Consider the following 24,064-nt stretch of genomic DNA (forward strand, 5'->3'; position numbering starts at 1 on the left):
GCTCGCACGTGATCTCCGGCCGGTGTACAGCGCGCCGACCGAAGCCGCGGCCAAGACGGCGCTCGACGAGCTCGCCGGCAAGTGGGGCGAGCGCTACCCGGCGATCATCCGGCTCTGGCAGAACGCCTGGGCCGAGTTCGCGCCCTTCCTCTCCTACAGCCCTGAGATCCGCAAGGTGATCTACTCGACGAACGCGATCGAGAGCATGCACGCACGCTTCCGCCGCGCCGTCCGTGTCCGCGGCCACTTCCCCAACGAGCAGGCCGCGATGAAATGCTTGTACCTGACGATCAGGAGCCTCGACCCGACAGGTCGCGGCCGAGCACGCTGGAGCAACCGCTGGAAGCCCGCCCTCAACGCGTTCGCAGTGACATTCGAAGGACGAATCGAGATCAACGATTAACAAAATAGACAACAGGACTTACACCGAAAATCTGACAGACCCCCGCGTTCAAGTTGAGCATCACGTGTCTCTCGGAGGGCACGACCTGAAGCACGCTATCTGCACCGCCGGGTGACATTCCAGAGCGCTGGCCCAGGAAAGTCGGCTTCTCGACTCGCCGTCGAAGTAATGTAGGGACATGGCGAAGCTCGCTCTTGGGGTCGTCCTGGCAGGGGCCGTGTTCGCTTCAGCAGCGACGCAGCAGGTCGCGGCTCGCCAGGCAACCGGTGCGGAACGATGCCGCGTGTCCAACACGTCGTCTCATCCGGCGGCCAAGCGTCCGTCGTTCAACTTCGGCAACGCGCGTATTGCAGTCGACTTGCCTGAAGGTGCGAGATTCGCGGCGGTTCCGGACGGCAGCGCCCGTGGCGGTTGGGCCGTTATTCAGAAGGATGGGTTGATCCGCACGAAGCTGGGTTGGTTCACGATCCGCGGCACTCCGCGCGTCACCGGGCGCCGAGTCGATGGCACCGGGCGCCAACTCCGGTCTGACGTCGGCCCGCTCAGTTACTCGTCCAGTGGGCCCTTCTACCCGAGCCTCCTCTACTTCCCGTCGTTCGGCTGCTGGCGCGTCACGGCAGCCGCCGGAGGCGCCCACCTCAGCGCCATCGTCAACGTGACGCGCTGACGCCCGCGCTCAGGGTGCATTGCGGAACGCTGGCGCAGGCGAGCAGCACATTCACTGCCTGCGATGACGCCGTCCCTCCTCGCTCACTAACTGACTCGTATCATCGGCTCGATGAACCCACCCGTGGTTGTCATCAGCGGCCCACCCGCAAGCGGCAAGACGACGGTTGCGGATTTCCTTGCAACCGAAGTGGGGCTGCCCCTGATTGCGCGAGACGAGATCAAAGAGCTAGTGCTGGATCTGCTCGGAGCGGGCGATGTCGCATGGTCGAAAAGGATCGGAGGCGTTTCCTACGAGTTGCTCTATCAAGCCGTCGAGCGCGAGCTTCGCGTGGGCAGGTCATTCATCGTTGAGTCGAACTTCCCGAGTGTCTACGGACGAACACGCTTGCTCGAACTCCGCGAGAGGTACAGCTACCAGCCACTTGAAATCCATTGCACTGCGAGCAAGGAGACTCTTATCGGCAGGTATAGGGCGCGCGCATCGACGCGTCATCCGGGACACAACGACGTCGATCGAGTAGGCGAGGTTGAGGCGGCAGTAGACGGTGGTACACATCGGCAGCTGCAGCTCGGTGGGGGCGTTATCGTTCTCGACACGACTGATGGCGAAGCTATCGGCTTGGACGCCGTTCTCGCAGCCGTGCGTGACCACCTTGCGGACGACCGGCCGACGTAAGAGCAGCTCAGGCGTCATTGCCGAACTCTGGCGCACGCGAGTCGCATGTCCTACGAGGACTGACCTTGCCCCGCTTGGCCTGCCGGCGAGTCGAGAACCTCGATGACGTCGACGGCCCTCTGACGAATGAGGATTGCCGCCTCCTCCTCAGCCACGATGGTCTCCTCGCCAGGGCCGTGGCTTCTCCGCCTCGGACTGGCGGGCGTCGGGGTTCGAGATGACCACCGCGCGCCGGGCGGACGGCACGTATCGGGGCAGGCAACGCCCGGGCACAGCGCGAGCGGATCGGTCAGGCGGCGTGCATCGTCCGCCACGACTGCCAGGTGATCCGGAGGATGATCAACGTGATCACGAGACCGATCAGCGGGTCTCCGAGATCGAAGCCGAGCGCCACGATGACCGCGCTGCCGACAACGCCGAGGGAGACAAAGCCGTCGGTGCGCGCGTGGTAGCCGTCGGCGATGAGCGCAGGGCTCTGCAGCCGCTTCCCGGCCCGAAGGCGGACGAGCGCAGCGATCTCGTTGCCGACGAACCCGACTGCGCCTGCCACAGCGAGGGCTGTGAGATGGGAGAGCGGCTGGGGATCGATCAGGCGCCCGATGGTCTGCCAGAGAGCGACGAGGGCGCTGAAGAAGATCGCTGCTACGACGAAATAGCCAGCGGCCATTTCGCCACGGACGCTACGGAGGAAAAATGCGATCCCGAGTGGGAGCGCGGTCAGGGCGTCCCCGAAGTTGTGAATCAGGTCAGCCAGCAGCGCGACGCTGTTGGAGTAGACGAAGACGCCGATCTGGAACAGGGTGGTCAGGAGCAGAACGACGAGACTGATCGACACTGCCTTCACGCCCTCCTGCGAGCGGATGATCGATGGATCGACGAGCCCGTGCGAATGGCCGTGGCCGCCATGGGAATGACCATCCACGGCATCGCCGTGCGCATGGTCGTGCGCTTCCTCCCCGTCATGGGCGTGGCCGTGTTCTGCGGGGACATGTCTGCGCTCCGCGTTCGGCGGGTTGTTCTCCTCCATGCCCTCGCCCTTCGGTTCGAGCTCACTCACCGAGCGCCGCCACCCTTTGCGATCACACGCTCGGGGAAGCCCAGGCGGGTGTGCTCGACGTGGTAGACGGCCTCTTCGAGCAGGACGCCGACGTGGCTGTCGTGCAGCGCGTAGATCATCCGCCGCCCGGCCCGCTCGCCGATGACCAGGTCGAGATGGCGCAACAGCCGCAGCTGGTGCGACACCGAGGACTGCTCCATGCCGACCGCCTCCGCAAGCTCGCTGACCGAGCAGGGAGACTCCTTCAGGCGCGCGAGAATCCGCACGCGACTCGGCGTCGCGAGAGCCTGCATCGTCTCGGCGACCTGGCGTGCTGTTTCTCCGTCGATCGAGGCCCGACCGCTGCGCCCTTGAACTCCATGACCCACGTGCGACATCGTAACATGAGAGCATCTTCAGATGTTAGTATGTTGATACGAACAGGTGCCAGGACATCCGGCTCGGGTGACATTCCCGCGCGCCGCCGCAGGCAAGGGCTCCACCCGCTCCACCCGTTGCGCCCGCCGGGCAAGCGCCGCTAGTCTCTCGCGATGAGATGGTGGCGTTTGTCGCTTGCAGGGCTTCTCGTCGCTCTCATGCTCGCCGCAGCCGATGCCCCGGCAGCGACGCGCCCGTCGGAGCGGGCATGTCTGATGGCCTGGAACGCGCCCGCCAATGCGGCCTTCCGTTCCCGCGTCGCCGCGAGCGGGCCATGGTCGAGTGCGACACTGCATCCGGGAACGATCTCTGCGGTGGTGTGGGAGCAAGGATCCAGCGCCAGGCAGACGACGGCGCAGGCGTGCCTGATGACGCTCGCAGGCCCGGCGCGGTCGCGGCTGGTGGTCGGGAACTGGCTCCGTGGGCGGGTGGCACGTTGGTCGTTCGCGGGCGCGGTCTCGGCCGACAAGGCGCCGGGCGGCTCGAACGTGAAGCTTCTCGCCGACGGGCGGGTGACGAAGATCTACCGTCGCTGAGCGACCCCGTGTCGCGCGGCATCCGCGAGCACCCGGGCCGTCCCCGATCGCGGCCGCTACGCGCCCGGGCCGATCACGCCCCTCGCACAGACGACGTCGCGAAGGAGACGGATCCGCGTGCGGATCACTCGGGCTCGAGCCGGTTCTCGATCCGCAGGTCCGGCGCGCGCTCGAAGCACGGCGTGCGCAGTGGTCACGAGCTCGCAGCCGCTCGACGAGACGGGGACGCTCGGCACGCGCTGCGCCGACCGGGATCTCCGCCAGCGCCAGCGCCGTCGTGCACCGCTCGGCGGCCGGAGCCCGTGCGAGACGGCGCCCGAGGTGCGTCGACGGAGCGCCTGCCGCCGCGTCCGACGGAGGGACGGGCGCGGCCACCGGCCGGCCCCGCCGCGTCACGACGACCCGCTCATCCGCTGCTACACTCCACCGTCGTGCGGTCGGCCGACCGCCTTCTTTCTGACGTGATGAAGACCTACACCGCCAAGCCGGGAGAGATTCAGCGCGACTGGTACGTCGTCGACGCCGAGGGGAAGACCCTGGGCCGGCTCGCGACGCAGATCGCCGACACCTTGCGCGGCAAGAACAAGCCGCAGTACACGCCGCACGTCGACACGGGCGATTTCGTGATCGTCGTCAACGCGGAGAAGATCCACGTGACCGGCCAGAAGCTCGACCAGAAGATGGTCTACCGGCACTCCGGCTTCCCGGGCGGGCTGAAGACGCGGACGCTGCGCGAGCAGCTCGACCGCCGCCCCACCGAGGTGATCCGCAAGGCGGTGAAGGGCATGCTTCCGAAGAACAAGCTCGCCGCCGCGCAGCTGACGAAGCTCAAGGTCTACGCCGGCCCCGAGCACCCCCACACGGCGCAGGCGCCCAAGACACTGGAGCTCTCATGACAGGCATCGCTCAGTACCTCGGCACCGGCAAGCGCAAGACGTCCGTCGCGCGCGTCATCCTCCGACCCGGCGACGGGAAGACGTGGATCAACGGACGCACGCTCGAGGAGTACTTCCCCCGCGCGTCGCATCGTGTCGCCGCCCTCTCGCCGCTCAAGACGGCGGGCGCGGACGGGACGTACGACCTGCGCGTGCGCGTGCACGGCGGCGGCGTCAGCGGCCAGGCCGGCGCCGTTCGCCACGGCATCGCCCGCGCGCTCGTCGAGGCCGACCCGGAGCTGCGCGTGCCGCTGAAGCGCGAGGGCTACCTCACGCGCGACGCCCGCCAGGTGGAGCGCAAGAAGGCCGGTCTCCACAAGGCCCGCAAGGCTCCCCAGTTCTCCAAGCGATAGCGGCACGCGCGCAGGGGCGAGGCGCACGCCTCGCCCGCGTGCTCCCGCGTCCTCTGCCATGGCTCGTACACACTTCGGCACCGACGGCGTTCGCGGCATCGTCGGCGACACGCTCACGCTCGAGCTGGTGGAGCGCCTGGGCCGTGCGGCGACCCTGTGGTCGGGTCGCGGCCGCGTGTTCGTGGGGCGCGACACCCGCGGCTCGGGCCCCGCGCTCGAGCAGGCGCTCGTCGAGGGCATCGTCGACGCCGGCGGCGTCGCCGTGCTCGGCGGCGTCCTCCCGACCCCGGCGATCGCGCTGCTCGCCCAGGATCTCGGCGTCGTCCTGTCGGCGTCGCACAACCCGCCCGAGTACAACGGCGTCAAGCTCTTCACGGCGGCGGGGCACAAGCTGGCGGACGCCGACGAGGAGGCGATCGAGGCGCTGCTCGACGCGCGCGGCTCCGGCCGCGGCAGCGTCGAGGTGGCCGAGAGCGCTGCCGACGGCTACGTCGAGCACGTCGTCGAGCACTTCGGCACCGACCTCACCGGCCTGCGCATCGCGGTCGACTGCGCGAACGGCGCCTTCTCGGGCATCGCGCCGGCCGTGTTCGAGCGCCTCGGCGCCGAGGTGACGGCGGTCGCGAACGCCCCCGACGGCGCGAACATCAACGTGGGCTGCGGCGCCACCGACCTGGCGCTGTTGCAGGACGTCGTGCGGGCGGGCGGCTACGACCTCGGCGTCGCCTTCGACGGCGACGGCGACCGCATGCTCGCCGTCGACGAGGCGGGCGACGCCGTCGACGGCGACCAGATCATCGCCGTGCTCGCGCTCGCGCTGGGCGTCGACCGGGTCGCGGTGACGACGATGACGAACCTGGGCTTCCACCGGCTCATGGCCGAGCGCGGCATTCTCGTGACGACGACGGACGTCGGAGACCGCTACGTGCTCGAGGCGCTGCGCCGCGAGGGCGGCGTGCTCGGCGGTGAGCAGTCGGGCCACCTCATCTACCTGGAGGGCCACGTCAGCGGCGACGGGCTCGCCGCCGCGCTCCTGCTCTGCGGCGCGCTGGACGGCCGCCCGCTGTCCGAGGCGGTGGGCGTGATGGAGCTGTTCGCGCAGGCGAAGGAGAATGTCCGGGTGCGGCGTCGCGAGGTGCCCGCGGCCGTCGCGGCGGAGGTCGAGCGGCTCAACGCGGCGCTCGCCGGCCGCGGCCGCGTGCTGGTGCGGCCGTCCGGCACCGAGCCGTTCGTGCGCGTCCTCGTGGAGGCCGAGCACGAGGAGGAGGCGCGGGACGTCTGTGGTAAAGTCGCCCATCTCGTCCGGTCGGAGCTCGGCGAGGCGTAGAGGCGCCTGGCTCGCACGATCTGCTCCGGCGTCCAGCACCACGTCGCGCGGCAGGCGGGGACGAACGAAGGAGCAGACAGATGTGCGGGATCATCGGATACGTCGGGCCCCGGGAGTGCAAGGACCTGCTTCTGTTCGGGCTCGAGCGCCTCGAGTACCGCGGGTACGACTCTGCCGGGATCGCGCTGCTCGAGGATGACGGCCTCGTCTACACGCGCGCGGTCGGGAACCTCCAGAACCTGAAGCGGGCCGCGGGCGACGGCGGCTCCCGGGCGACGACCGGCCTCGGGCACACGCGCTGGGCGACCCACGGCGGCGTCACCGAGGCGAACGCGCACCCGCTCGCCGGCGACGACCCGGCCGAGATCGCGATCGTGCTCAACGGCATCGTCGAGAACTACCGCGAGCTTCGCGACCGCCTCCGCGAGGCGGGCCACGTGTTCGCGTCCGAGACCGACGCGGAGACGGTGACGCACCTGATCGAGGAACACTACGCAGGCGACCTCGTCGAGGCGACGCGAGCCGCGTTCGGGGAGCTCGAGGGCCACTTCGCCTTCGTCGTCATCCACCGCGACCATCCCGGCCTGCTCGTCGGCGCCCGCCACCAGTGCCCGCTCGTCGTCGGCGCCGGCCGCGGCGAGACGTTCCTCGCCTCCAACGCGTCGGCGTTCCTGAAGGAGAGCCGCGAGGTCTACTTCCCCGACGACGGCGACATCGTCGCCATCACGGTCGAGGGCGTCCGCTTCCTGCGCCACGACGACGGCGGCGAGGTCGAGCGCGAGCTCGTCGAGCTCGACTGGGACGACGAGTGCGCCGAGAAGGCGGGCTTCGAGACCTTCATGCTGAAGGAGATCTTCGAGCAGCCGGAGGCCGTGGCCGAGACGATCGGCGACCGGGTGCGGCACGGGCGCCTCGTGCTCGACGGCATCGGCGTCGATGACGCCGTCCTGCGCGACCTCCGCCGCATCGTCATCCTCTCTGCCGGAACCTCCTACCACGCCGCCGTCGCGGGCCGCTACGCGATCGAGGAGTGGGCGCGCGTGCCGGTCGAGCACGACATCGCGTCGGAGTGGATCTACCGCAACCCCGTGCTCGATGCCGCCACGCTCGTGGTCGGCATCTCGCAGTCGGGGGAGACGCGCGACACGATCGAGGCGATGAAGCTCGCCCGCGAGATGGGCGCGCACACGGTCGCGATCACGAACATGATGGGCTCGCAGATCACCCGCGAGGTCGACTCCGTGCTCTACACGCGCGCGGGCCTCGAGGTGAGCGTCGCGGCGTCGAAGACGTTCACCGCGCAGCTGTCGCTGCTGTTCCTCGTGGCGCTCAAGCTCGCGCAGGTGCGCGAGACGCTGCCGCAGGAGGAGCTCCGCTTCATCCTCGACGAGGTCTACCAGCTGCCGCACAAGCTGCAGACGTTCCTCGACGGCAACCATCCGATCGACGAGATCGCGCAGCGGCACTTCGAGAAGCCGTTCTTCCTCTACCTCGGGCGCAACATCGGCCTGCCGGTAGCGCTCGAGGGCGCCCTCAAGCTGAAGGAGATCTCGTACATCCCGACCGAGGCGTACTCGGCCGGCGAGATGAAGCACGGCCCGATCGCCCTGCTCGACGAGAACACGCCGGTCGTCGTCGTCGCCACCGACCACAAGCGCGTGTACGACAAGATCGTGTCGAACATCCAGGAGGTGCGCGCCCGCGGCGCCCACGTGATCGCGATCGCCACCGACGGCAACGAGGACATCCAGCACCACGCCGACGACGTCATCTACATCCCGCGCTCCCCCGCCTTCCTGCAAGCCGTGCTCGCGGTCGTGCCCCTGCAGCTCCTCGCCTACCGCATCGCCCGCCTGCGCGGCCTCAACGTCGACCAGCCGCGCAACCTCGCGAAGACGGTCACCGTCGAGTAGACGGGCTTCGACCTGCTGACCTCTGGGAACGGGTCCAAGAACGAGGCAGGATCGCGCTGGAAGCGCTCGGCGAGCGTTCGCCGGCCAAACGGATGCGTGAGAGGGCCGGCTCGGCGAGCGCGCAGCGTACGAGGGCTGTCAGCGGCCGTTCGACGACACGCTGAAGCCCCACGGCTGCCGGGTCGATTCCATTCGGGCGGGCGCGAGCGGCCCCGCGGCCGCTCGCGCCCGCATCCTCGCGGAGCCGGCTCAGCGCCGGACGGCCTGCTCGATCCGCGCTGCGATGCCCTGGTCGACGTTCGCCCAGTACTGCAGCGCCCGCGCCAGCACGGGCTCGCTGACCCCGTTCGAGAGGTGGCCGGCGACGTTGCCGACGAAGCGCTCCCGCGCTGCGTCGTCCATCACCTGGGTGAGCAGGGCGCGTGCCTGCGACCAGTCGTCGTCCTCCGCATGCAGGGAGTACGCCTCGCGCACCATCTCCCCGGCTGCATACCAGCCTGCGACGTCGCCGAAGCGGCCGGTGTCGGCGGCCGGGCCTCCATACGAGTTGGGTGCGTACATCGGCGTCCCGCCCGTGTGGTGGTAGCGCATCGCCCCGTCGAACGTGTAGCTGTTCGCCTCCGTCCCCTTCGGCCGGTTGACGGGGAGCTGCATGTAGTTCGCCCCGATCCGGTAGCGGTGCGTGTCCGGATACGAGAACATCCTGCCGAGCAGCATCTTGTCGGGGCTCGGGCCCGTGCCGGGCACCATGTTCGACGGCTCGAACGCCGACTGCTCGATCTCGGCGAAGAAGTTCTCCGGATTGCGGTCGAGCGTCAGCCGGCCGACCTCGATCAGCGGGTAGTCGGCATGCGGCCATACCTTCGTCAGGTCGAACGGGTTGAAGCGGTACGCCGGAGCGTCGTCGAACGGCATCACCTGCACCTTCAACGTCCAGCTCGGATGCTCGCCGCGCGCGATCGCCTCGGAGAGGTCGCGCCGATGGTAGTCGGCATCCTCCCCTGCGAGGACATCGGCCTCGGCCTGCGTGAGGAAGGTGATGCCCTGATCGGTCTTGAAGTGGTACTTGATCCAGTACCGCTCGCCGCCGGCGTTGACCCACATGAACGTGTGCGAGCCGTACCCGTTCATGTTCCGGAACGTGCCCGGAATGCCGCGGTCGCCCATCAGGATCGTCACCTGGTGCGCGGACTCCGGAGACAGAGTCCAGAAGTCCCACTGGATGTCGTTGTCCCGCAAGCCGGTGTCGCCGCGGCGCTTCTGCGAGCGGATGAAGTGACCGAACTTGATCGGGTCGCGGACGAAGAACACCGGGGTGTTGTTGCCGACGATGTCGTAGTTGCCCTCGGTGGTGTAGAGCTTGACGGCGAAGCCGCGTGGATCGCGCCAGGTGTCCGGGCTTCCCTGCTCGCCGGCGACGGTGGAAAAGCGGACGAGCGCTTCCGTCACGGTTCCCGGCTGGAACACCGCAGCCTTGGTGAACTGGCTCACGTCGTTCGTGATCTCCAGGCGCCCGAACGCACCGGCGCCCTTTGCGTGCACGACCCGCTCCGGCACGCGTTCGCGGTTGAAGTGCGCCATCTGCTCGATCAGGACGTGGTCGTGGAGCAGCAGGGGCCCGTCGCGGCCGACGGACAGCGAGTCCTCGTCGGACGCGGTCGGGATGCCCGCGTCGGTGGTAGTGGCGGGTGGACGTGACGTGCTCAATGGCCCTCCTTGGAGTCGTGGGGAACAGGGATGCCGCAGGCGGAAGCGGCGGCCGCCGTCTGCGAGCGCTGCGGCCGGCAGCGGGCACACAGGCCCCACCACGTCACCTCGGCCTCGTCGACGTCGAAGCCATGCGTGTCCGACGGGCTGAGGCAGGGCGCCGATCCGGTCGCGCAGTCGACGTCGTCCACCGCGCCGCAGGAGCGGCACACGACGTGGTGGTGGTTGTCGCCGGTGCGCCGCTCGTAGCGGGCGGCCGACCCTGCCGGCTCGAAGCGGCGCAGCAGTCCGGCGCGTGTGAGCGCGCCCAGGACGTCGTAGACGGCCTGGGTGGACAGGGCGCCGAGCCGGGCTCGAGCCGCGGTCGCGACGAAGTCCGCGTCCGCGTGCGGTGCCTCGGCGAGCACCTCGAGCACCGCCACGCGCGGCGCCGTGACGCGAAGGCCCGCCGCTCGCAGAAGTTCGACGTCATCGCGCGCTGCTTCCGGCACGACCCCACCGTAGCACGCATATCGTACTTTATCAATAACTTGAACAACACCATAAAACATGGGGGGTGGCTGCGGATGGCGCAGTACTGTTCGTTCGTGGAGCCCGTTCAGCCCATCCCCCCCGCGGATCTTCGCGGGAGCAGCCGCGTGTCGGTGCGCCGCCTGCCGGAAGGAGCGGACGAGCCCGACAGGGTCGCTGTCGAGGAGCCGCTCGAGATCCGCATCGAGGGTCGGCCGGTCGCCGTCACCATGCGCACCCCCGGCCACGACGAGGAGCTTGCGCTCGGGTTCTGCCTCTCCGAGGGGCTGCGGCCCGCCCGCGCCCGCCTTCCCGGCGACCTCGCGGCGAACACCGTCGAGGTGGACGCCCCCGGCTTCGACCCGGAAGGGCTGCAGCGCTCCTTCTACACCTCGTCCTCGTGCGGTGTCTGCGGCAAGGGGGCGCTCGAGGCGATCGCCGTCGCCGCCGACCGGGTCGAGAGCGGCCTGCGCGTCCCCTTCGCCGTCGTCTCGGGCCTGCCCGAGCTCCTGCGCGCGGCGCAGCCCTCGTTCGACCGCACCGGCGGCATCCACGCCACCGGCCTGTTCACGCCGCAGGGCGGGCTCCTCTGCGCGCGCGAGGACGTCGGCCGGCACAACGCCATGGACAAGGTGATCGGGTGGGCGTTCCGCGAGGGGAGACTGCCGCTCGCCGACCTCGTGCTGTGCGTCAGCGGCCGGCTCTCCTTCGAGCTCGTGCAGAAGGCGGCGGTCGCGGGCTGCCCGGTGCTCGTCGCGGTCGGCGCGCCCTCCTCTCTGGCCGTCGAGCTGGCCGCCGACCGCGGGATCACGCTGTGCGGCTTCGTGCGCGACGGGCGTGCGAACGTCTACACGGAGCCGTGGCGCATCGTCCCCTGACCGGCGTGCTGCTCGTCGGCGGCGCCTCGCGGCGGTTCGGATCGCCGAAGGCCCTCGTCGTGCTCGACGGGGAGACGCTCGCCGAGCGCGGCCTGCGCGTTCTCGGCGAGGCCTGCGACGAGGTGATCGCGGTCGGCAAGGCCGCAGACGGCCTGCCGCTGGCGTGCCCGCTGCTGGACGACGCAAGCGCCCTGCGCGCTCCCGTGTTCGGGGTCATCGCGGGACTCCGCGCGGCGGCGCACGACACCTGCGTCGTGCTCCCCGTGGACTGTCCACGCGCGACCCCCGAGCTTCTGCGGGCGCTCGGGCGCGCGACCGCGATCCCGCAGACGGGGCCGCTTCCGGGCGCGTACACGCGCTCCATGCTGCCCCTGCTCGAGGAACGCGTGGCGCGCGGCGAGCTGTCGCTGCGCGACGTCAACCCGACCGTGATCCATGTGGACGAGCGGCTTCTCGCCGACGTCGACACCCCGGAGGATCTCGCCGCGCTAGAGGGGGAGATCTAGCGGCTCGATCTCGCCGCTCTCGACCATGACCACGTGTCCGCCGTCGAGCGTGACCGACAGCCGGCCGTCCGGCGCCAGCGCGCCGGCCGTCCCGGACGCGGCACCCACGCTGACACGCTGTCCGCGGAGCGCATTGCGTGCCTCGAGGCGCGCGGCGAGCCCGTCCAGCCCGCTTGCCCGCCAGCTTGCGTAGGCCGCGTCGAGCCGCTCGAGCAGCGCGGCGAGGAGTGCGCCCCGATCGTGCGTCGCCCCTGTCGCGACGCGCAGCGACGTCGCCGGCAGCCGCGTCCGCGCCGGCAGCTCGCCGGCGCTCTGGTTGACGTTGACGCCGATGCCCGCGACGACCGCGCCGTCGCCTGCTTCGAGCAGGATGCCCGCCACCTTGCCCCCGGCGATCAGCACGTCGTTCGGCCATTTCACCCGAGCCTCGACGCCTGCGACGAGCTCGATCGCCTCCGCGGCCGCGAGCGCCACGACGAGCGACAGCTGCGGCAGCGCGCCGCCCGGCGGGCGCAGCAGCACCGAGCACAGCAGCGACCGTCCCGGCCGGTCGTCCCAGCGGCGCCCCGAGCGGCCGCGCCCGGCGACCTGGTGCTCCGCGGTCGCCACCGCGCCCTCCGGCAGATCCGTGCCGCGCAGCACGTCCTGGGTCGACGCCGTCTCCTGCGCGTACAGGTACGGCGAGCCGAGGCGGCTGCGTAGACGCGGCAGCACCACGTCGGGCGCCAGGTCGTTCACTCGTCGTCCCTCGACCGGCGCAGGCGCTTGACGGTCCCGCGCCGCCGCTTGGCGTCCAGTCGCTGCTCCTTCGCCGCCCGCGAGGGCCGCGTCGCCACACGGTGCCGCTCGACCCGCAGCGCCTCGGCGAGGCGTGCCACGAGGCGGGCGACCGCGAGCTCGCGGTTGCGCGCCTGGCTGCGCTCGTCCTGCGCGACGGCCCGCAGCACGGGGCCTGCGCGGGCGATCACGCGGCGCTTCTGCACGTCCGTCAGCGCCGTGGACGCCCCCACGTCGAGCACTGCCTCGACTCGCGTCTCGGACGTGTTCGCGTGCTGGCCGCCGGGGCCGCTCGATCGCGACACGCGCAGCTCGATCTCGGAGACGGGAAGGAGCACGGAGCGCGTGACGCGGATGCGGCGAGGGCTCTCGTCGGCGCTCATTCGCGTCCCGTCCCGGGCGACCGTGAGATCGCGAGCAGCCCGTCCGCCTGTTCGTGGTCGACCTGGAGCGTCGTGTGGGTGACGCGGAAGCGCTCGCAGAGCATCTGCTCCAGCGTGCGGCGGATGGCGTGGCAGTCGTCGCCGGCGCGCACGCGCACGTGCGCCGAGAGGGTCGGGAAGCCGCTCGTGATCTGCCACACGTGCAGGTCGTGCACCTCGACGACGCCCGGCGTCGCCGCCATCGCGCGCCCGATCGCGTCCGCGTCCATGCCGCGCGGCGCCGCCTCGAGCAGCACGAGCACCGAGTCGCGCAGCACGCCCCAGGAGCTTACGAGGATGAGCACCCCGAGCAGGAGGCTGAACGCCGGGTCCGCGTAGCGCCATCCGGTGGTGATGATCACGACACCGGCGACGAGCACGCCGAGCGAGCCGAGCGCGTCGCCCGCGAGATGGACGAACGACGCGCGCAGGTTGAGGTCGTGTCCGCCGCGGCGGAACACGAGTGCGGCGCCGGCGGCGTTGATCGCGAGACCCAGCGCGGCCACCGCCACGAGCCACCCGCCCGGCACGTCCGGCGGCTGCGAGAAGCGGCGGCCCGCCTCGATGAAGATGAGCACGGCGATGACCACGAGCGAGACCGCGTTGACGAGCGCCGCGAGGATCTCCGCCCGCTTGAGGCCGAAGCTCCGGTTCGGCGTCGCCGGTCGCCCCGCGAGCACGACGGCGCCGGCCGCGATCCCGAGCGCCAGCACGTCGGAGAGGTTGTGGCCGGCGTCGGCGAGCAGCGACAGGCTGCCCGTCGCGATGCCCGCCGCCGCCTCGGCGGCCGTGTACGCGGCGTTCAGCCCGAGGGCGATCCCGAGCGACCGCAGCGTGCCGCCGGCGAAGCCGTGGACGTCGCCGTGACCGTGCGCATGGTCGTGTGCTGCCACCGCACGAGGCTAGCGCGTCGTGGATATTCCGTCGCCCGTGCGCGTCTGTGAGACTGTGCCGATGGCCTGCATCCTCCTCGACGTCGACGGCGTCCTGCACGTGTCGGGAGAGCCGATCCCGGGCGCCGCCGCCGCAGTCGCCCGGCTGCGCCGCCAGGGGCACGCCCTGCGCTTCGTCACGAACAACTCGACGCGCCCGCGCGCGCAGCTCGCGCAGGAGCTGCGCGGCCTCGGATTCGAGCTCGAGGACGACGAGATCCAGACGACACCCCGCGCTGCGGCACGCGAGCTCAAGGGCAAGCGCGTGTTCGCGCTCGTGATGGGCGCCATCGTGCCCGACCTCGAGGGCATCGAGCTCGTCGGCGAGCACGCCGACGCGGTGCTGCTCGGCGGCTGCGACGAGACGACCGAGCCGAACCAGGTGTTCTCGTGGATGAATCTCGGCCGTGCGTTCGCGGAGCTGCAGATGGGCGCCGACCTCTACTGCCTGCACAAGAACAAGTGGTGGCAGACGAGCCGCGGCCCGCTGCTCGACGCGGGCGCCTTCGTGGCGGGCCTCGAGTACGCCACCGGCGTCGACGCGATCGTGCTCGGCAAGCCGAGCCCCACCTACTTCGCCGCCGCGCTCGACGCGCTCGCAGCCGAGCCGGAGCTCACCTGGATGGTGACCGACGACATCGAGGCGGACGTGCGCGGCGCCCAGGCGTTCGGCATGCGCACCGCGCTCGTGCGCACCGGCAAGTTCCGCCCCGAGACGCTCGACGGCTCCGGGATCGTGCCCGAGATCGTGCTCAGCTCCGTCGCGCAGCTGCCGGAGTGGCTGGAGCGCTCGCTCTGAATCATGGCCGTGCGCGTCGGCACCGATCTGATCGAGATCGACCGCATCGCTCGTGCGCTGGCACGGCCGGGCTTCCGCGACCGCTGCTTCACGAAGGCGGAGCAGGCCTACTGCGAGACGCGCTGCAACCCTGCCGAGAGCTACGCGGCGCGCTTCTGCGGCAAGGAGGCCGTCGGCAAGGCGCTCGGGTGCGGGGTGCGCTTCACGTGGAAAGAGATCGAGATCGTGGGCCCGCCGAAGCCGGGGGTCACCATCAGCGGCAAGACCGCGCGCTTCGCCGAGAAGGTCGGCATGCGCGACATCGACGTGTCGCTCACGCATTCGCACACGATGGCGGGCGCGGCCTGCGTCGTCGAGCTCGAGCCCTGAGCGATGTTCGAGCACCTCTACAGCGCCAACGAGATGCGCCTGGCCGAGGCCGCCTATCCGGGCTTCCCCGGGACGGCGTCGGAGCTGATGGAGCGCGCCGGCTCGGCGGTTGCGCGCGAGGCGATGCGGGCGTTCCCGCGGGCGCGGCGCTTCGCCGTCGTCTGCGGGGGAGGCGCGAACGGCGGCGACGGGCGTATCGCCGCGCGCGTGCTCCGGGAGGCAGGCCGGGAGGCGGTCGAGACCGACGACGTCGACGGCTTCGAGGTGATCGTCGACGCGCTCTTCGGCACCGGCTTCCACGGTGCGCCGCGCGCGCAGGCCGCCGCCGTGATCGAGCGCATCAACGCGAGCCCCGCCCCCGTCGTGGCCGTCGACATCCCCTCCGGCGTCGACGCGTCGACCGGGGAGGTCGAGGGGCCGGCGGTCGAGGCGGCGCTCACCGTCACCTTCCACGCGCGCAAGGTCGGGCTCGTCGTCGCGCCGGGGCGCTTCCATGCCGGTCGCGTCGTCGTCGCCGACATCGGACTCGCCGACGTCGAGACGGAGGCGCGCCGCGCCACCGAGGCGCTCTTGCGAGACGTGCCGCGACGGGCGCCCCACGACTCGAAGTTCACCGCGGGCGTCGTGCTCGTCGTGGGCGGCGCGCCGGGCACGACCGGGGCGCCGGTGCTCGCCGCCACCGCCGCGCTGCGCGCCGACGCCGGCTACGTCACGCTCGCCGTTCCGCACGCGTGCCTGCCGGTCGTCGAGACGCTCGCGCTCGAGCCGGTCAAGCTCGGCTTCGAGTGGGCCGACGCGGCAGCGACAATCCGTGCCGCGGCGGCCCGGGCCGACGCCGTCGCGCTCGGGCCGGGGATCGGCCGCTCGGACGAGGCGCGCGCGCTCGTCCGCGAGCTGCTCGACACGATCGCCCTTCCGGCCGTCGTCGACGCCGACGCGCTCTACGGGCTCGAGCCGCTGCCGCGGGCGGCGGCGACGGTGCTGACCCCGCACGCCGGGGAGCTCGCGCGGCTGCTCGGCGTGGATGCGGCATGGGTGGCCGCCCATCGCCTCCGCGCCGCGCGCGACGCGGCGGAGCGCTACGGGGCGGTGGTGCTGCTGAAGGGCGCAGACACGATCGTGCAGGGGGCGGGGGCGGGCCCGGTCGTCGCAGACATGGCTCCCCCGTCGCTTGCGACGGCGGGGAGCGGTGACGTGCTCACCGGCGTCATCGCCGCGTTCCTCGCCAAGGGCCTCGACCCGGTCATCGCGGCCGCCACGGGTGCGACGGCACACGGGATCGCCGCCGCGACGGTGCAGCACCAGGCGGGCCTCGTCGCGAGCGACGTCGTCGCGGCGCTGCCGGCCGCCCTCTCGTAGGGCGCGCCCGTCGTGCTCGACTACGACGGCATGACCGTCGGCGTTCTCTGACACGCCTCGTGCGCGAGAATGCAGTCGTGGCGCGCTCGCACTTCACTCTCTCCCTCGCCGCTGTCCGCCACAACGCCCGCACGCTGATCGGCGCCCTCGGCGGGGCGGAGCTGTGGGCTGTCGTCAAGGCCGACGGGTACGGGCACGGCGCCGCAGACGTCGCCCGGGCCGCGCTCGCCGAGGGGGCCACCGCTCTGTGCGTGGCGACGGCCGGCGAGGCGGCCGCGCTCCGGCCCGACTTCCCGCATGCGCGGGTAATCGTGCTCGGCCCGTCGGGCCCCGACGACGTGCGCGCCGCACGGGAGATCGGGCTCGAGATCGTCGTCTCCGACGGCCCGGTGCCCGACGGCGTCCCCGTCCATCTCAAGCTCGACACGGGCATGGGCCGCTGGGGTCTCTCCGAGGTGCCGGCGCCCGGGCGCGACGTCGTGGGGCTGATGAGCCACTTCGCGTCCGCCGACAGCGACCCCGCCTTCACGCGCCTGCAGACCGGCCGCTTCCTCGAGGCCACCGCGCCCTACTCCCACCTGACACGGCATCTGGCCAACAGCGCCGGCGCGCTGCGGTATCCGGAGGCGCGCCTCGACGCGGCCCGCTGCGGCATCGCGCTCTACGGCATCTCCCCGTTCGGCGGCGACCCCGGGGACGACGGGCTGCGGCCCGCGCTGCGCTGGGAGTCGGAGATCGCCCTCGTGAAGACGCTGCGGCCCGGCGAGAGCACGGGCTACGGGCGGCGCTTCGTGGCCGGCGCCCCGACGTGCATCGGCATCGTCCCGGTCGGCTACGCCGACGGGTTCCGGCGCGCCATGAGCGGCACGGAGGTGCTCGTCGCCGGACGCCGCGCGACGGTGGTCGGCACCGTCTCGATGGACGCCCTCGCCGTCGCGCTGCCGGACGGCGGGTCGGTGGGCGACCCGGTCACCCTGGTCGGCGACGGTGTGCTCATCGAGCAGCACGCGTGCGTTTCCGGCACCATCGGCTACGAGATCGCCTGTGGTCTCGTGACGCGCCCGCCGCGGGCGCAGAGGGAGGTCGTCGGTGCCTGACGTCGTCGCAGCCCGGCTCGCGCTCCAGGAGGAGCGCGCCGCAGAGCTCGCCGAGCGGGTCGTGCGCCTGCTGTCGCCGTTCCGCGGCGACGAGCGTGCGCTCGACAGCGGCTGCGGCAGCGGCGCGCTGGCGTTCGCCCTCGCGCCCTACGTGGGCTCGGTGGTCGGCGTCGACGCCTCGCCGGAGCTCGTGGCCGCGGGCAACGAGCGCGCCCCCGCGAACGCGGAGCTCGTCGTCGCCGACGCGACGGCCCTCCCCTTTCCGTACGGCTCGTTCGACCTCGCCGGCTCGCTGCGGGTGCTCCACCACGTTCGCCGGCCGGAGCTCGTCGTCGCCGAGCTCGCGCGCGTGACGCGCCCCGGCGGCCGCATCCTGCTCGCCGACCAGCTCGGCCCGGTCGACCCGCTCGCCGCGGCCGAGATCGATCGCTTCGAGCGCGCACGCGACCCGTCGCACCGGCGGCTGCTCTCCGACCAGGACGTGCGCAGCCTGCTCGAGGCGAACAATCTCGTCGTGAGCGCGAACGAGATCGTGCACGAGTCACGCGATGTCGAGCACTACCTCGATCTCGTCGGGCTCGAGGGGCCGGAGCGGGAGCGTGTGCGGCGCATGGCCCCGGCGACGGCCTACGAGGTCGAGGTCGGCTGGTACGTCGCGCGCAAGGGGAGCAGCGCCTGAGGGCCGTCCGCGCGACGCGGTGAAGCGAGGCTCAGATGCTGCCCTTCCTGTAGCCGGACATGCCGACGAAGCGCGCGACGATCCCGGGCACGAGGGCCTGCGCGATGCCGATGAGGCGGTACGGGAACCACGGCACCACGGTCTCGCCCCTGTTGCGCGCGACGGCGCGGACGATCGCGCGCGCGACGTCGTCGGGCTCGATCACGAAGGCGCGCAGCAGGCGGCTCGCGAGCACGTTCTTCTGCGGAAAGCCCTCCGTCTCGACGAAGCCGGGGAGCACGGCATGGACGTTGATGCCGCTGCCGCGCAGGGCGGCCGCGAGTGAGCGCGAGAAGGCGAGCTGCGCGTGCTTCGAGGCGGCGTACGCGCCGGCCGGCGCGAACGACACGGTGCCGGCGACGGAGACGAGGTTGACGACGTGCGCGCCGCCCTGCCGCGCCGCGGCCTCGAGCCCGGGCATGAACGCCCGCGCGCACCAGACGCCGCCGAGGTAGTTGACGTGCATCACGCGCTCGACGAGGTCGGGGTCCACCTGCAAGAACGTCCCCCGCGCCGGCATGCCGGCATTGTTGACGAGCAGGTGGATCGCCGGATGGCGCTCGAGCACGCGGGCCGCCGTCGCTTCGACGTCCGGCCGCTCGGCGACGTCGCACAGCTCGACCTCGCCGCCGATCTCGCCCGCGAGGGCGCGCAGGCGCTCCTCGCGGCGCGCGACGAGCACGCAGAGCCAGCCCTGTGCCGCGAGGGCGCGCGCCGTCGCCTCCCCGATCCCGGACGATGCTCCCGTCACCACCGCTACGCGCTGCACCTGCTCACCGTAACGCAGATGCCGACGCCTGCCGCTCGGAGCCTGCCGCGCACGCGTGAATCGTCACAGCGCGTCGCCCCAGCCGAGCTTGCGCGCGCGGCGGTAGGCGTCCTTCTCCCGGCGGCTGACGGTGCGGCGCTCGATCCCCCCCGGCGCGCAGACGGCGAGCACGACGTGGCCCGGGTTGACGTGCGGGCGGCGGATGATCCGCCCCTGCGCCCGTGCCTGTGGCGCGCGCGACAGCGCGGCGTAGGAGAACTTCTCGTCCTCGAAGCCCCGCTCGGCCGCCTTGGCGGCACGGTGCGCGGAGCTGCGCGGCAGGCGCGTCGCGAAGTGGCACCAGTCGCCCGCGGAGAGTGGACAGGCCGTGTCGTGCGGGCACGGTGCGAGGGTGAAGCCTCCCTCGGCAAGGAGCGTCGTGCGGACGGCGAGCGCCCGCCGGTAGCCGCCCGTGGTGCCGGGTTCGACGAACACGGCTGTGTCGGCGCACCGTCCCCAGACGTGCCGTGCGAACGACTCCACCCGTCCCTCCTCCAGCTCGCCGAGCAGGTAGGAGGAGACGACGAGGTCGGCGGCTGCCGCATCGGCGCAGGCATCCCCCTGGATCCAGGTCGCGCGGGCGAGCGCGGAGCCGGCCCGTCGCGCGAGCGTGCGGCCGACGGCGAGCATCTCCGGCTCTGCTTCGACGAGGGTGTAGCGCGCGATCCCCGGCCATACGGCCGCGGCAGCCCAGCAGGCGACCCCGGGCCCCGCGCCGAGGTCGAGCACGGACGCCGGTTCCCAGTCGGGCCTCCTCTCGCGGATGCCGGCGAGGACGGCCGCCACGGCGGCGTACGTGGCGGGCGCGCGGGCTGCCGCATACGCGACCGCGTCGTCGCGCGTGCGCGCCGCGCGCGAGGCCGCGCGGCCTCCTGCCCGGTACGCTTCCGAGAGCGTACGGGCCGCGTGCTCGACCCGGCGGCGGTCGGCGCCGCCGACGAGATCGTCGATGCCGTCGCGCAGCGACTCGGGGAGCGTCACAGTAGGATCGTCGCATGGCAGGAAGGTTCGAGGGCAAGCAGGCGCTGATCCTGGGGGTCGCCAACAAGCGCTCGATCGCGTGGGCGATCGCGAAGCGCCTCCACGACGAGGGCGCGGAGCTCGCGTTCACCTACCAGGGCGAGCGCATCGAGAAGGGCGTGCGCGAGCTCGCCGAGTCGGTCGGCGCGAAGCTCGTGACCGAGTGCGACGTGCGCTCCGACGAGGACGTCGCACGTGTCTTCGCCGAGACGGGCGAGGCGTTCGGCGGCGGGTTGGACGTGCTCGTGCACTCGGTCGCGTTCGCGGCCGCCGAGGACCTCGAGGGCCGCTTCGTCGACACGCCGCGCGACCGCTTCTGGATGGCCGTCGACATCTCCGCCTACTCGCTCGTCGCCTGCGCGAGAGCCGCGGAGCCGCTGATGCAGGCGCGCGGCGGCGGCTCGATCGTGACGATGACCTACCTCGGCGGCGTCCGTGCCGTGCCGCACTACAACGTGATGGGCGTCGCCAAGGCGACGCTCGACGCGAGCATGCGCTACCTCGCCTGGGACCTCGGGCAGAGCGGCATACGCGTCAACGCCGTCTCGGCCGGCCCGGTGCGCACCCTCGCCGCGCGCTCGATCGCGGGCTTCACGACGATGGAGGAGATGTTCGAGCAGCGGGCGCCGTTGCACCGCCACATCGCGGCCGACGACGTCGGCGGGGCGGCCGCGTACCTCCTCTCCGACGACGCGGCGAACGTGACCGGCACCATGCTCTACGTCGATTCCGGATACCACGCGATGGGCATGTAGGCGCCGCCGGCGGCCGCGTCGCCTACGCCTGCAGGAACAGATCCGCGGCGGGGTTGCGGGTCTCCTCCCAGTACGGGTAGCCGAGCTGCTCGAGGAACGCCTTGAACGCACGCTTCTCGCCGGGCGGCACCTGGATGCCCGCGAGCACGCGACCGTAGTCGGCGCCGTGGTTTCGGTAGTGGAACAGGCTGATGTTCCACGTGTTGCCGATCGCGTCGAGGAAGCGCATCAGCGCACCCGGCCGCTCGGGGAACTCGAAGCGGTAGAGCACCTCGTGCTCGGCGTGCGAGCGGCCGCCGACGAGATGGCGGACGTGGAGCTTCGCCATCTCGTTCTCGGTCAGGTCGAGCGTGCGGATGCCGCGCTTCGCGAGCGACGCCAGCAGCTTGTCCTTCTCGGCCACGTCCTGCACCTCGACGCCGACGAACACGTGCGCCTCGCTCGCGTCGTCGTAGCGGTAGTTGAACTCGGTGATGCTGCGCCGCCCGACCATGGAGCAGAACGCCTTGAAGCTGCCGGGGCGCTCGGGGATCGTGGCGGCGAAGACGGCCTCGCGCTGCTCGCCGAGCTCGGCGCGCTCGGCGACGAAACGCAGCCGGTCGAAGTTGACGTTGGCGCCGCAGAGGATCGTGGCGAGGTTGCGCCCGCCGATCTGCTCGCGCTCGACGTAGCGCTTCGCGCCCGCGACGCCGAGCGCCGCCGACGGCTCGACGATCGCCCGCGTGTCCTCGAACACGTCCTTCATGGCGGCGCAGATCTCGTCGGTGTCGACGAGGATCACCTCGTCCACGTGCCGGCGCGCGATCCGGAAGGGCTCCTCCCCGACCCGGCGCACGGCGACCCCGTCCGCGAACAGCCCCACGTGCGCGAGCGTCACACGACGCCCGGCGCGCAGCGAGCGCTCCATGGCGTTCGCGTCGACGGGCTCGACGCCGACGATGCGCGTCTGCGGGCGCAGCCGCTTCACGTAGGCGGCGATGCCCGCGATGAGGCCGCCGCCGCCGACGGCGACGAAGACGGCGTCGAGCGGCTCGCGGAACTGGCGCAGCAGCTCCATCGCGATCGTCCCCTGGCCGGCGATCACGTCGGGGTCGTCGTAGGGGTGCACGAAGGTGCGCCGTCCGCGTCGCACGAGGCGCATCGCGGCCTCGTAGGCGTCGTCGTAGGAGTCGCCCTCGAGCACGACCTCGGCGCCGAGGGCGCGCACGGCGCCGACCTTGATCTGCGGCGTCGTCACCGGCATCACGATCGTCGCCGCCGCGCCGAGCCGCTGCGCGGCGAGCGCCACGCCCTGCGCGTGGTTGCCGGCCGATGCGGCGACGACGCCTCGCCGGAGCTCTGCGGGCGGCAGCCGCGACATCTTGTTGTAGGCGCCGCGGAGCTTGAACGAGAACACGGGCTGCAGGTCCTCGCGCTTCAGGAGCAGCCGGTTCCCGAGCCGCGCCGAGAGCAGGGGCGCCTCCTGCAGCGGCGACTCGATCGCGACGTCGTAGACGTTCGCGTTGAGGATCGCCTCGAGGTAGTCGATCTCGCGCGGGCTCACAGGAGGATGACCGTATCGGAGACGCCGCCCGGGGGAGCCGCTTCAGGCTCAGCGACGGCGCCACAGCGAGATCGCTGCGCCGCCGGCGAGCCGCGTCCAGCCGTGCCGCCGCAGCGCGCGCTCGGCCGCGTCCGCGCATGCGGGAGCGAAGAAGCGGCTCTGCCGGTAGAGGCCGCGGTGCACGGCCACGTAGCGCACGCCGAGCTCCGCGGGCACCGTGCCGCGGCCGCACGAGACACCGCGCAGGTCGCGTGCGAGCCGGTCGGCCGCGGGCGGCGCCGTGGTCGAGTAGCCGAACGGCCGCTCGCGCGGGGATTGCCGGGCGTAGGCGAGGAAGACGGAGCCGAAGTGGATGTCGGGCCGGAAGACGGGGAGCTCGAGCAGCCGTCCGCCGCCGCGCATCGCGGCGTACGCGCTGCTCGCCCGGTCGGGCTCGACCGCTCCGAACACCGGCACCTTTAGATCGACCGCCAGCAGCGCCAGCACGGCAGCCGTCACCAGCGCGGCCGGCAGGCGCAGCTTGTGACACTGTGTCACGAAGTCCAGGGCGAGCGCCACGAGCGCGGCGAGCGCGAGGCAGGCGATCGGCAGCAGGCGCTCCGGGACGCGGGCGAAGCGCAGCGGGGGGAAGGCGCGCCAGAGCGGCTCGTAGAGAGGAAGGTTGGCGCCGAGCGCGAGCAGGGAGGGGACGGTCGCCGCGAGGCCGAGCAACCACGCGAGCCCTCCTTGCCGCCGTGCCGCCCACAGGCCCGCGAGCGCCAGCAGCGGCGTCGCCCAGCCGACGAAGACGAGCTCCTCGATCCCCGCTCCGACGCCGCGCGTGACGAAGTCGGACAGCTCCGCCGAGTAGCGCTCGACCTGCGCGAACGAGCGCCCGCCGCCCGCGACCGAGCCCTTCACCACCGTCTGCTGCACGAGCACGGCGGCGCCGGCGGCGGTGAGCGCCGCGGCAGCGGCCTTCCACCAGACGGCCCGGGGCAGGCGCGCCCATGCGTACCCGAGTGCCAGCACGTCCGCGCCCATCGCGAGGTGGAGCTGGCCCGAGAGCGGGATCGCCGCCAGTGCGAGCGCTGCCCAGGCGAAGCGCCGCCGCTCGAGCGCGAGCAGGGTCGCCGGCAGCAGAAACGCGATGAGCCCGAGCAGGTGCCCGCTCGACTGGCCGACGCGGTACGGCGCGAGCGCGAACACGAGCCCGCCGGCGAGCGCTGCCGCCCGTCCGACCCCGACGGCCCGCAGCCACCAGCAGGTGAGCCCGCCCGCGAGGAGGAACGAGAGCAGCACGATCAGGTCGTAGGCCCACACGTTGCCGACGAGGTGACGCAACGGCCAGAACGGGATCCCGAGCAGCCAGCCCTGGAGGTTCGGCGCCGCCGCCGCCTCGGGCCGGAACGAGTACGGGTCGGCCCACGGGGCGGCGCCCCGCTCGAGCTGGTGGCCGGGCAGCCAGAAGGCCCACGCGAGCTGCAGGTGGTCGCCGGCCGCAGCCTCGCCGAAGCCGGCCGAGGGTCGTGCCAGGTAGTGACCGTCGATCTGTCGGACCGCGGGCCAGGTCGCCCACACGGCGCAGGCGGCGTAGAG

General features: G+C 71.9%; 27 protein-coding genes. 16 read left to right on the forward strand and 11 right to left on the reverse strand.

Annotated elements, in window-relative coordinates; genetic code table 11:
• The 3 genes from Gocc_RS06885 to Gocc_RS06895 all read left to right on the forward strand — a co-directional run.
• Positions 1–403: transposase (locus Gocc_RS06885; protein ID WP_147281206.1), on the forward strand; the 403-nt coding region annotated here is incomplete at its 5' end.
• Between the two features lie 178 nt (positions 404–581).
• Positions 582–1,070 (forward strand): hypothetical protein, encoded by a 489-nt coding sequence (locus Gocc_RS15650; RefSeq protein ID WP_147281207.1) that lies wholly within the window; start codon positions 582–584, stop codon positions 1,068–1,070.
• A gap of 111 nt (positions 1,071–1,181) precedes the next feature.
• Positions 1,182–1,748 carry a P-loop nucleotide/nucleoside kinase family protein gene (locus tag Gocc_RS06895; protein ID WP_114795832.1) on the forward strand — a complete coding sequence of 189 codons (567 nt, stop codon included), beginning with the start codon at positions 1,182–1,184 and terminating at the stop codon, positions 1,746–1,748.
• Positions 1,749–2,037: 289 nt separating this feature from the next.
• Here Gocc_RS06895 and Gocc_RS06900 read toward each other — a convergent pair whose 3' ends face one another.
• On the reverse strand, positions 2,038–2,775 hold the full coding sequence (locus Gocc_RS06900) for a cation diffusion facilitator family transporter (protein WP_147281208.1): 738 nt from the start codon (positions 2,773–2,775) through the stop codon (positions 2,038–2,040).
• A gap of 26 nt (positions 2,776–2,801) precedes the next feature.
• Positions 2,802–3,173, reverse strand: a complete 372-nt coding sequence (locus tag Gocc_RS06905) for an ArsR/SmtB family transcription factor (protein WP_114795834.1) — start codon at positions 3,171–3,173, stop codon at positions 2,802–2,804.
• A gap of 417 nt (positions 3,174–3,590) precedes the next feature.
• Here Gocc_RS06905 and Gocc_RS16080 point away from each other — a divergent pair, with 417 nt between their 5' ends.
• From Gocc_RS16080 to glmS, 5 genes are all read left to right on the forward strand, one after another.
• Positions 3,591–3,758 (forward strand): hypothetical protein, encoded by a 168-nt coding sequence (locus Gocc_RS16080; RefSeq protein WP_181813443.1) that lies wholly within the window; start codon positions 3,591–3,593, stop codon positions 3,756–3,758.
• Positions 3,759–4,222: 464 nt separating this feature from the next.
• Positions 4,223–4,654, forward strand: coding sequence for a 50S ribosomal protein L13 (rplM, locus tag Gocc_RS06915; RefSeq protein ID WP_114796173.1), 432 nt, complete (start codon positions 4,223–4,225; stop codon positions 4,652–4,654).
• A complete protein-coding gene (gene rpsI / locus Gocc_RS06920; protein ID WP_114795836.1) occupies positions 4,651–5,046 on the forward strand; it encodes a 30S ribosomal protein S9 in 396 nt (131 codons plus the stop codon). Before rplM ends, rpsI begins: the two co-directional genes overlap by 4 nt.
• 58 nt (positions 5,047–5,104) lie before the next feature.
• Positions 5,105–6,373, forward strand: coding sequence for a phosphohexomutase domain-containing protein (locus tag Gocc_RS06925; protein WP_114795837.1), 1,269 nt, complete (start codon positions 5,105–5,107; stop codon positions 6,371–6,373).
• Positions 6,374–6,453: 80 nt separating this feature from the next.
• The gene (gene glmS, locus Gocc_RS06930; protein ID WP_114795838.1) at positions 6,454–8,286 is read left to right on the forward strand and encodes a glutamine--fructose-6-phosphate transaminase (isomerizing); all 1,833 of its coding nucleotides are present in this window, start codon (positions 6,454–6,456) and stop codon (positions 8,284–8,286) included.
• A 249-nt stretch (positions 8,287–8,535) separates the two neighbouring features.
• On the opposite strand, the gene Gocc_RS06935 is transcribed toward glmS, so the two are convergent.
• Positions 8,536–9,993 carry a catalase gene (locus Gocc_RS06935; RefSeq protein ID WP_114795839.1) on the reverse strand — a complete coding sequence of 486 codons (1,458 nt, stop codon included), beginning with the start codon at positions 9,991–9,993 and terminating at the stop codon, positions 8,536–8,538.
• A complete protein-coding gene (locus Gocc_RS06940; protein ID WP_245904885.1) occupies positions 9,990–10,484 on the reverse strand; it encodes a Fur family transcriptional regulator in 495 nt (164 codons plus the stop codon). The genes Gocc_RS06935 and Gocc_RS06940 overlap by 4 nt, the downstream gene beginning before the upstream one ends.
• 96 nt (positions 10,485–10,580) lie before the next feature.
• On the opposite strand from Gocc_RS06940, the gene fdhD reads away from it, so the two are divergent.
• Complete coding sequence (gene fdhD / locus Gocc_RS06945; RefSeq protein ID WP_220150496.1) at positions 10,581–11,381, forward strand: formate dehydrogenase accessory sulfurtransferase FdhD; 801 nt, start codon at positions 10,581–10,583, stop codon at positions 11,379–11,381.
• Entirely contained in the window at positions 11,363–11,887 is a 525-nt protein-coding gene (mobA, locus tag Gocc_RS06950) for a molybdenum cofactor guanylyltransferase (protein ID WP_181813444.1), read from the forward strand. Before fdhD ends, mobA begins: the two co-directional genes overlap by 19 nt.
• Here mobA and Gocc_RS06955 read toward each other — a convergent pair.
• The 3 genes from Gocc_RS06955 to Gocc_RS06965 are packed head-to-tail and all read right to left on the reverse strand — an operon-like array spanning position 11,870 to position 13,979.
• Positions 11,870–12,625, reverse strand: coding sequence for a biotin--[acetyl-CoA-carboxylase] ligase (locus Gocc_RS06955; protein ID WP_114795843.1), 756 nt, complete (start codon positions 12,623–12,625; stop codon positions 11,870–11,872). The two genes, mobA and Gocc_RS06955, sit on opposite strands and share 18 nt — an antisense overlap.
• Positions 12,622–13,047, reverse strand: coding sequence for an alternative ribosome rescue aminoacyl-tRNA hydrolase ArfB (gene arfB, locus Gocc_RS06960; RefSeq protein WP_114795844.1), 426 nt, complete (start codon positions 13,045–13,047; stop codon positions 12,622–12,624). Before arfB ends, Gocc_RS06955 begins: the two co-directional genes overlap by 4 nt.
• Complete coding sequence (locus tag Gocc_RS06965; RefSeq protein WP_114795845.1) at positions 13,044–13,979, reverse strand: cation diffusion facilitator family transporter; 936 nt, start codon at positions 13,977–13,979, stop codon at positions 13,044–13,046. The genes arfB and Gocc_RS06965 overlap by 4 nt, the downstream gene beginning before the upstream one ends.
• A 61-nt stretch (positions 13,980–14,040) precedes the next feature.
• Between Gocc_RS06965 and Gocc_RS06970 the strand changes: the two genes are divergently transcribed.
• From Gocc_RS06970 to Gocc_RS06990, 5 genes are all read left to right on the forward strand, one after another.
• Positions 14,041–14,817, forward strand: a complete 777-nt coding sequence (locus Gocc_RS06970; protein WP_114795846.1) for a TIGR01458 family HAD-type hydrolase — start codon at positions 14,041–14,043, stop codon at positions 14,815–14,817.
• Positions 14,818–14,820: 3 nt separating this feature from the next.
• Complete coding sequence (gene acpS, locus Gocc_RS06975; RefSeq protein ID WP_114795847.1) at positions 14,821–15,186, forward strand: holo-ACP synthase; 366 nt, start codon at positions 14,821–14,823, stop codon at positions 15,184–15,186.
• A gap of 3 nt (positions 15,187–15,189) precedes the next feature.
• Positions 15,190–16,545, forward strand: coding sequence for an NAD(P)H-hydrate dehydratase (locus Gocc_RS06980; protein WP_114795848.1), 1,356 nt, complete (start codon positions 15,190–15,192; stop codon positions 16,543–16,545).
• A gap of 77 nt (positions 16,546–16,622) precedes the next feature.
• Entirely contained in the window at positions 16,623–17,642 is a 1,020-nt protein-coding gene (gene alr / locus Gocc_RS06985; RefSeq protein WP_220150497.1) for an alanine racemase, read from the forward strand.
• Positions 17,635–18,321, forward strand: coding sequence for a class I SAM-dependent methyltransferase (locus tag Gocc_RS06990; protein ID WP_114795850.1), 687 nt, complete (start codon positions 17,635–17,637; stop codon positions 18,319–18,321). The genes alr and Gocc_RS06990 overlap by 8 nt, the downstream gene beginning before the upstream one ends.
• A gap of 31 nt (positions 18,322–18,352) precedes the next feature.
• Here Gocc_RS06990 and Gocc_RS06995 read toward each other — a convergent pair whose 3' ends face one another.
• Together Gocc_RS06995 and Gocc_RS07000 are read right to left on the reverse strand one after the other, a co-directional pair.
• Positions 18,353–19,129 (reverse strand): SDR family NAD(P)-dependent oxidoreductase, encoded by a 777-nt coding sequence (locus tag Gocc_RS06995; RefSeq protein ID WP_181813445.1) that lies wholly within the window; start codon positions 19,127–19,129, stop codon positions 18,353–18,355.
• A 63-nt stretch (positions 19,130–19,192) separates the two neighbouring features.
• Positions 19,193–20,149: a small ribosomal subunit Rsm22 family protein gene (locus Gocc_RS07000; RefSeq protein WP_181813446.1), complete on the reverse strand. Its 957-nt coding sequence runs from the start codon at positions 20,147–20,149 to the stop codon at positions 19,193–19,195.
• Positions 20,150–20,163: 14 nt separating this feature from the next.
• Here Gocc_RS07000 and Gocc_RS07005 point away from each other — a divergent pair, with 14 nt between their 5' ends.
• Positions 20,164–20,943: an enoyl-ACP reductase FabI gene (locus tag Gocc_RS07005; RefSeq protein ID WP_114795853.1), complete on the forward strand. Its 780-nt coding sequence runs from the start codon at positions 20,164–20,166 to the stop codon at positions 20,941–20,943.
• Positions 20,944–20,965: 22 nt separating this feature from the next.
• Here the strand turns inward: Gocc_RS07005 and ilvA are convergent, their stop codons facing one another.
• The gene (gene ilvA / locus Gocc_RS07010) at positions 20,966–22,486 is read right to left on the reverse strand and encodes a threonine ammonia-lyase, biosynthetic (protein ID WP_181813447.1); all 1,521 of its coding nucleotides are present in this window, start codon (positions 22,484–22,486) and stop codon (positions 20,966–20,968) included.
• A 48-nt stretch (positions 22,487–22,534) separates the two neighbouring features.
• Positions 22,535–24,046 (reverse strand): hypothetical protein, encoded by a 1,512-nt coding sequence (locus tag Gocc_RS07015; protein ID WP_114795854.1) that lies wholly within the window; start codon positions 24,044–24,046, stop codon positions 22,535–22,537.
• Positions 24,047–24,064: the final 18 nt, after the last annotated feature.

Source organism: Gaiella occulta (assembly GCF_003351045.1).
Lineage (GTDB): Bacteria > Actinomycetota > Thermoleophilia > Gaiellales > Gaiellaceae > Gaiella > Gaiella occulta.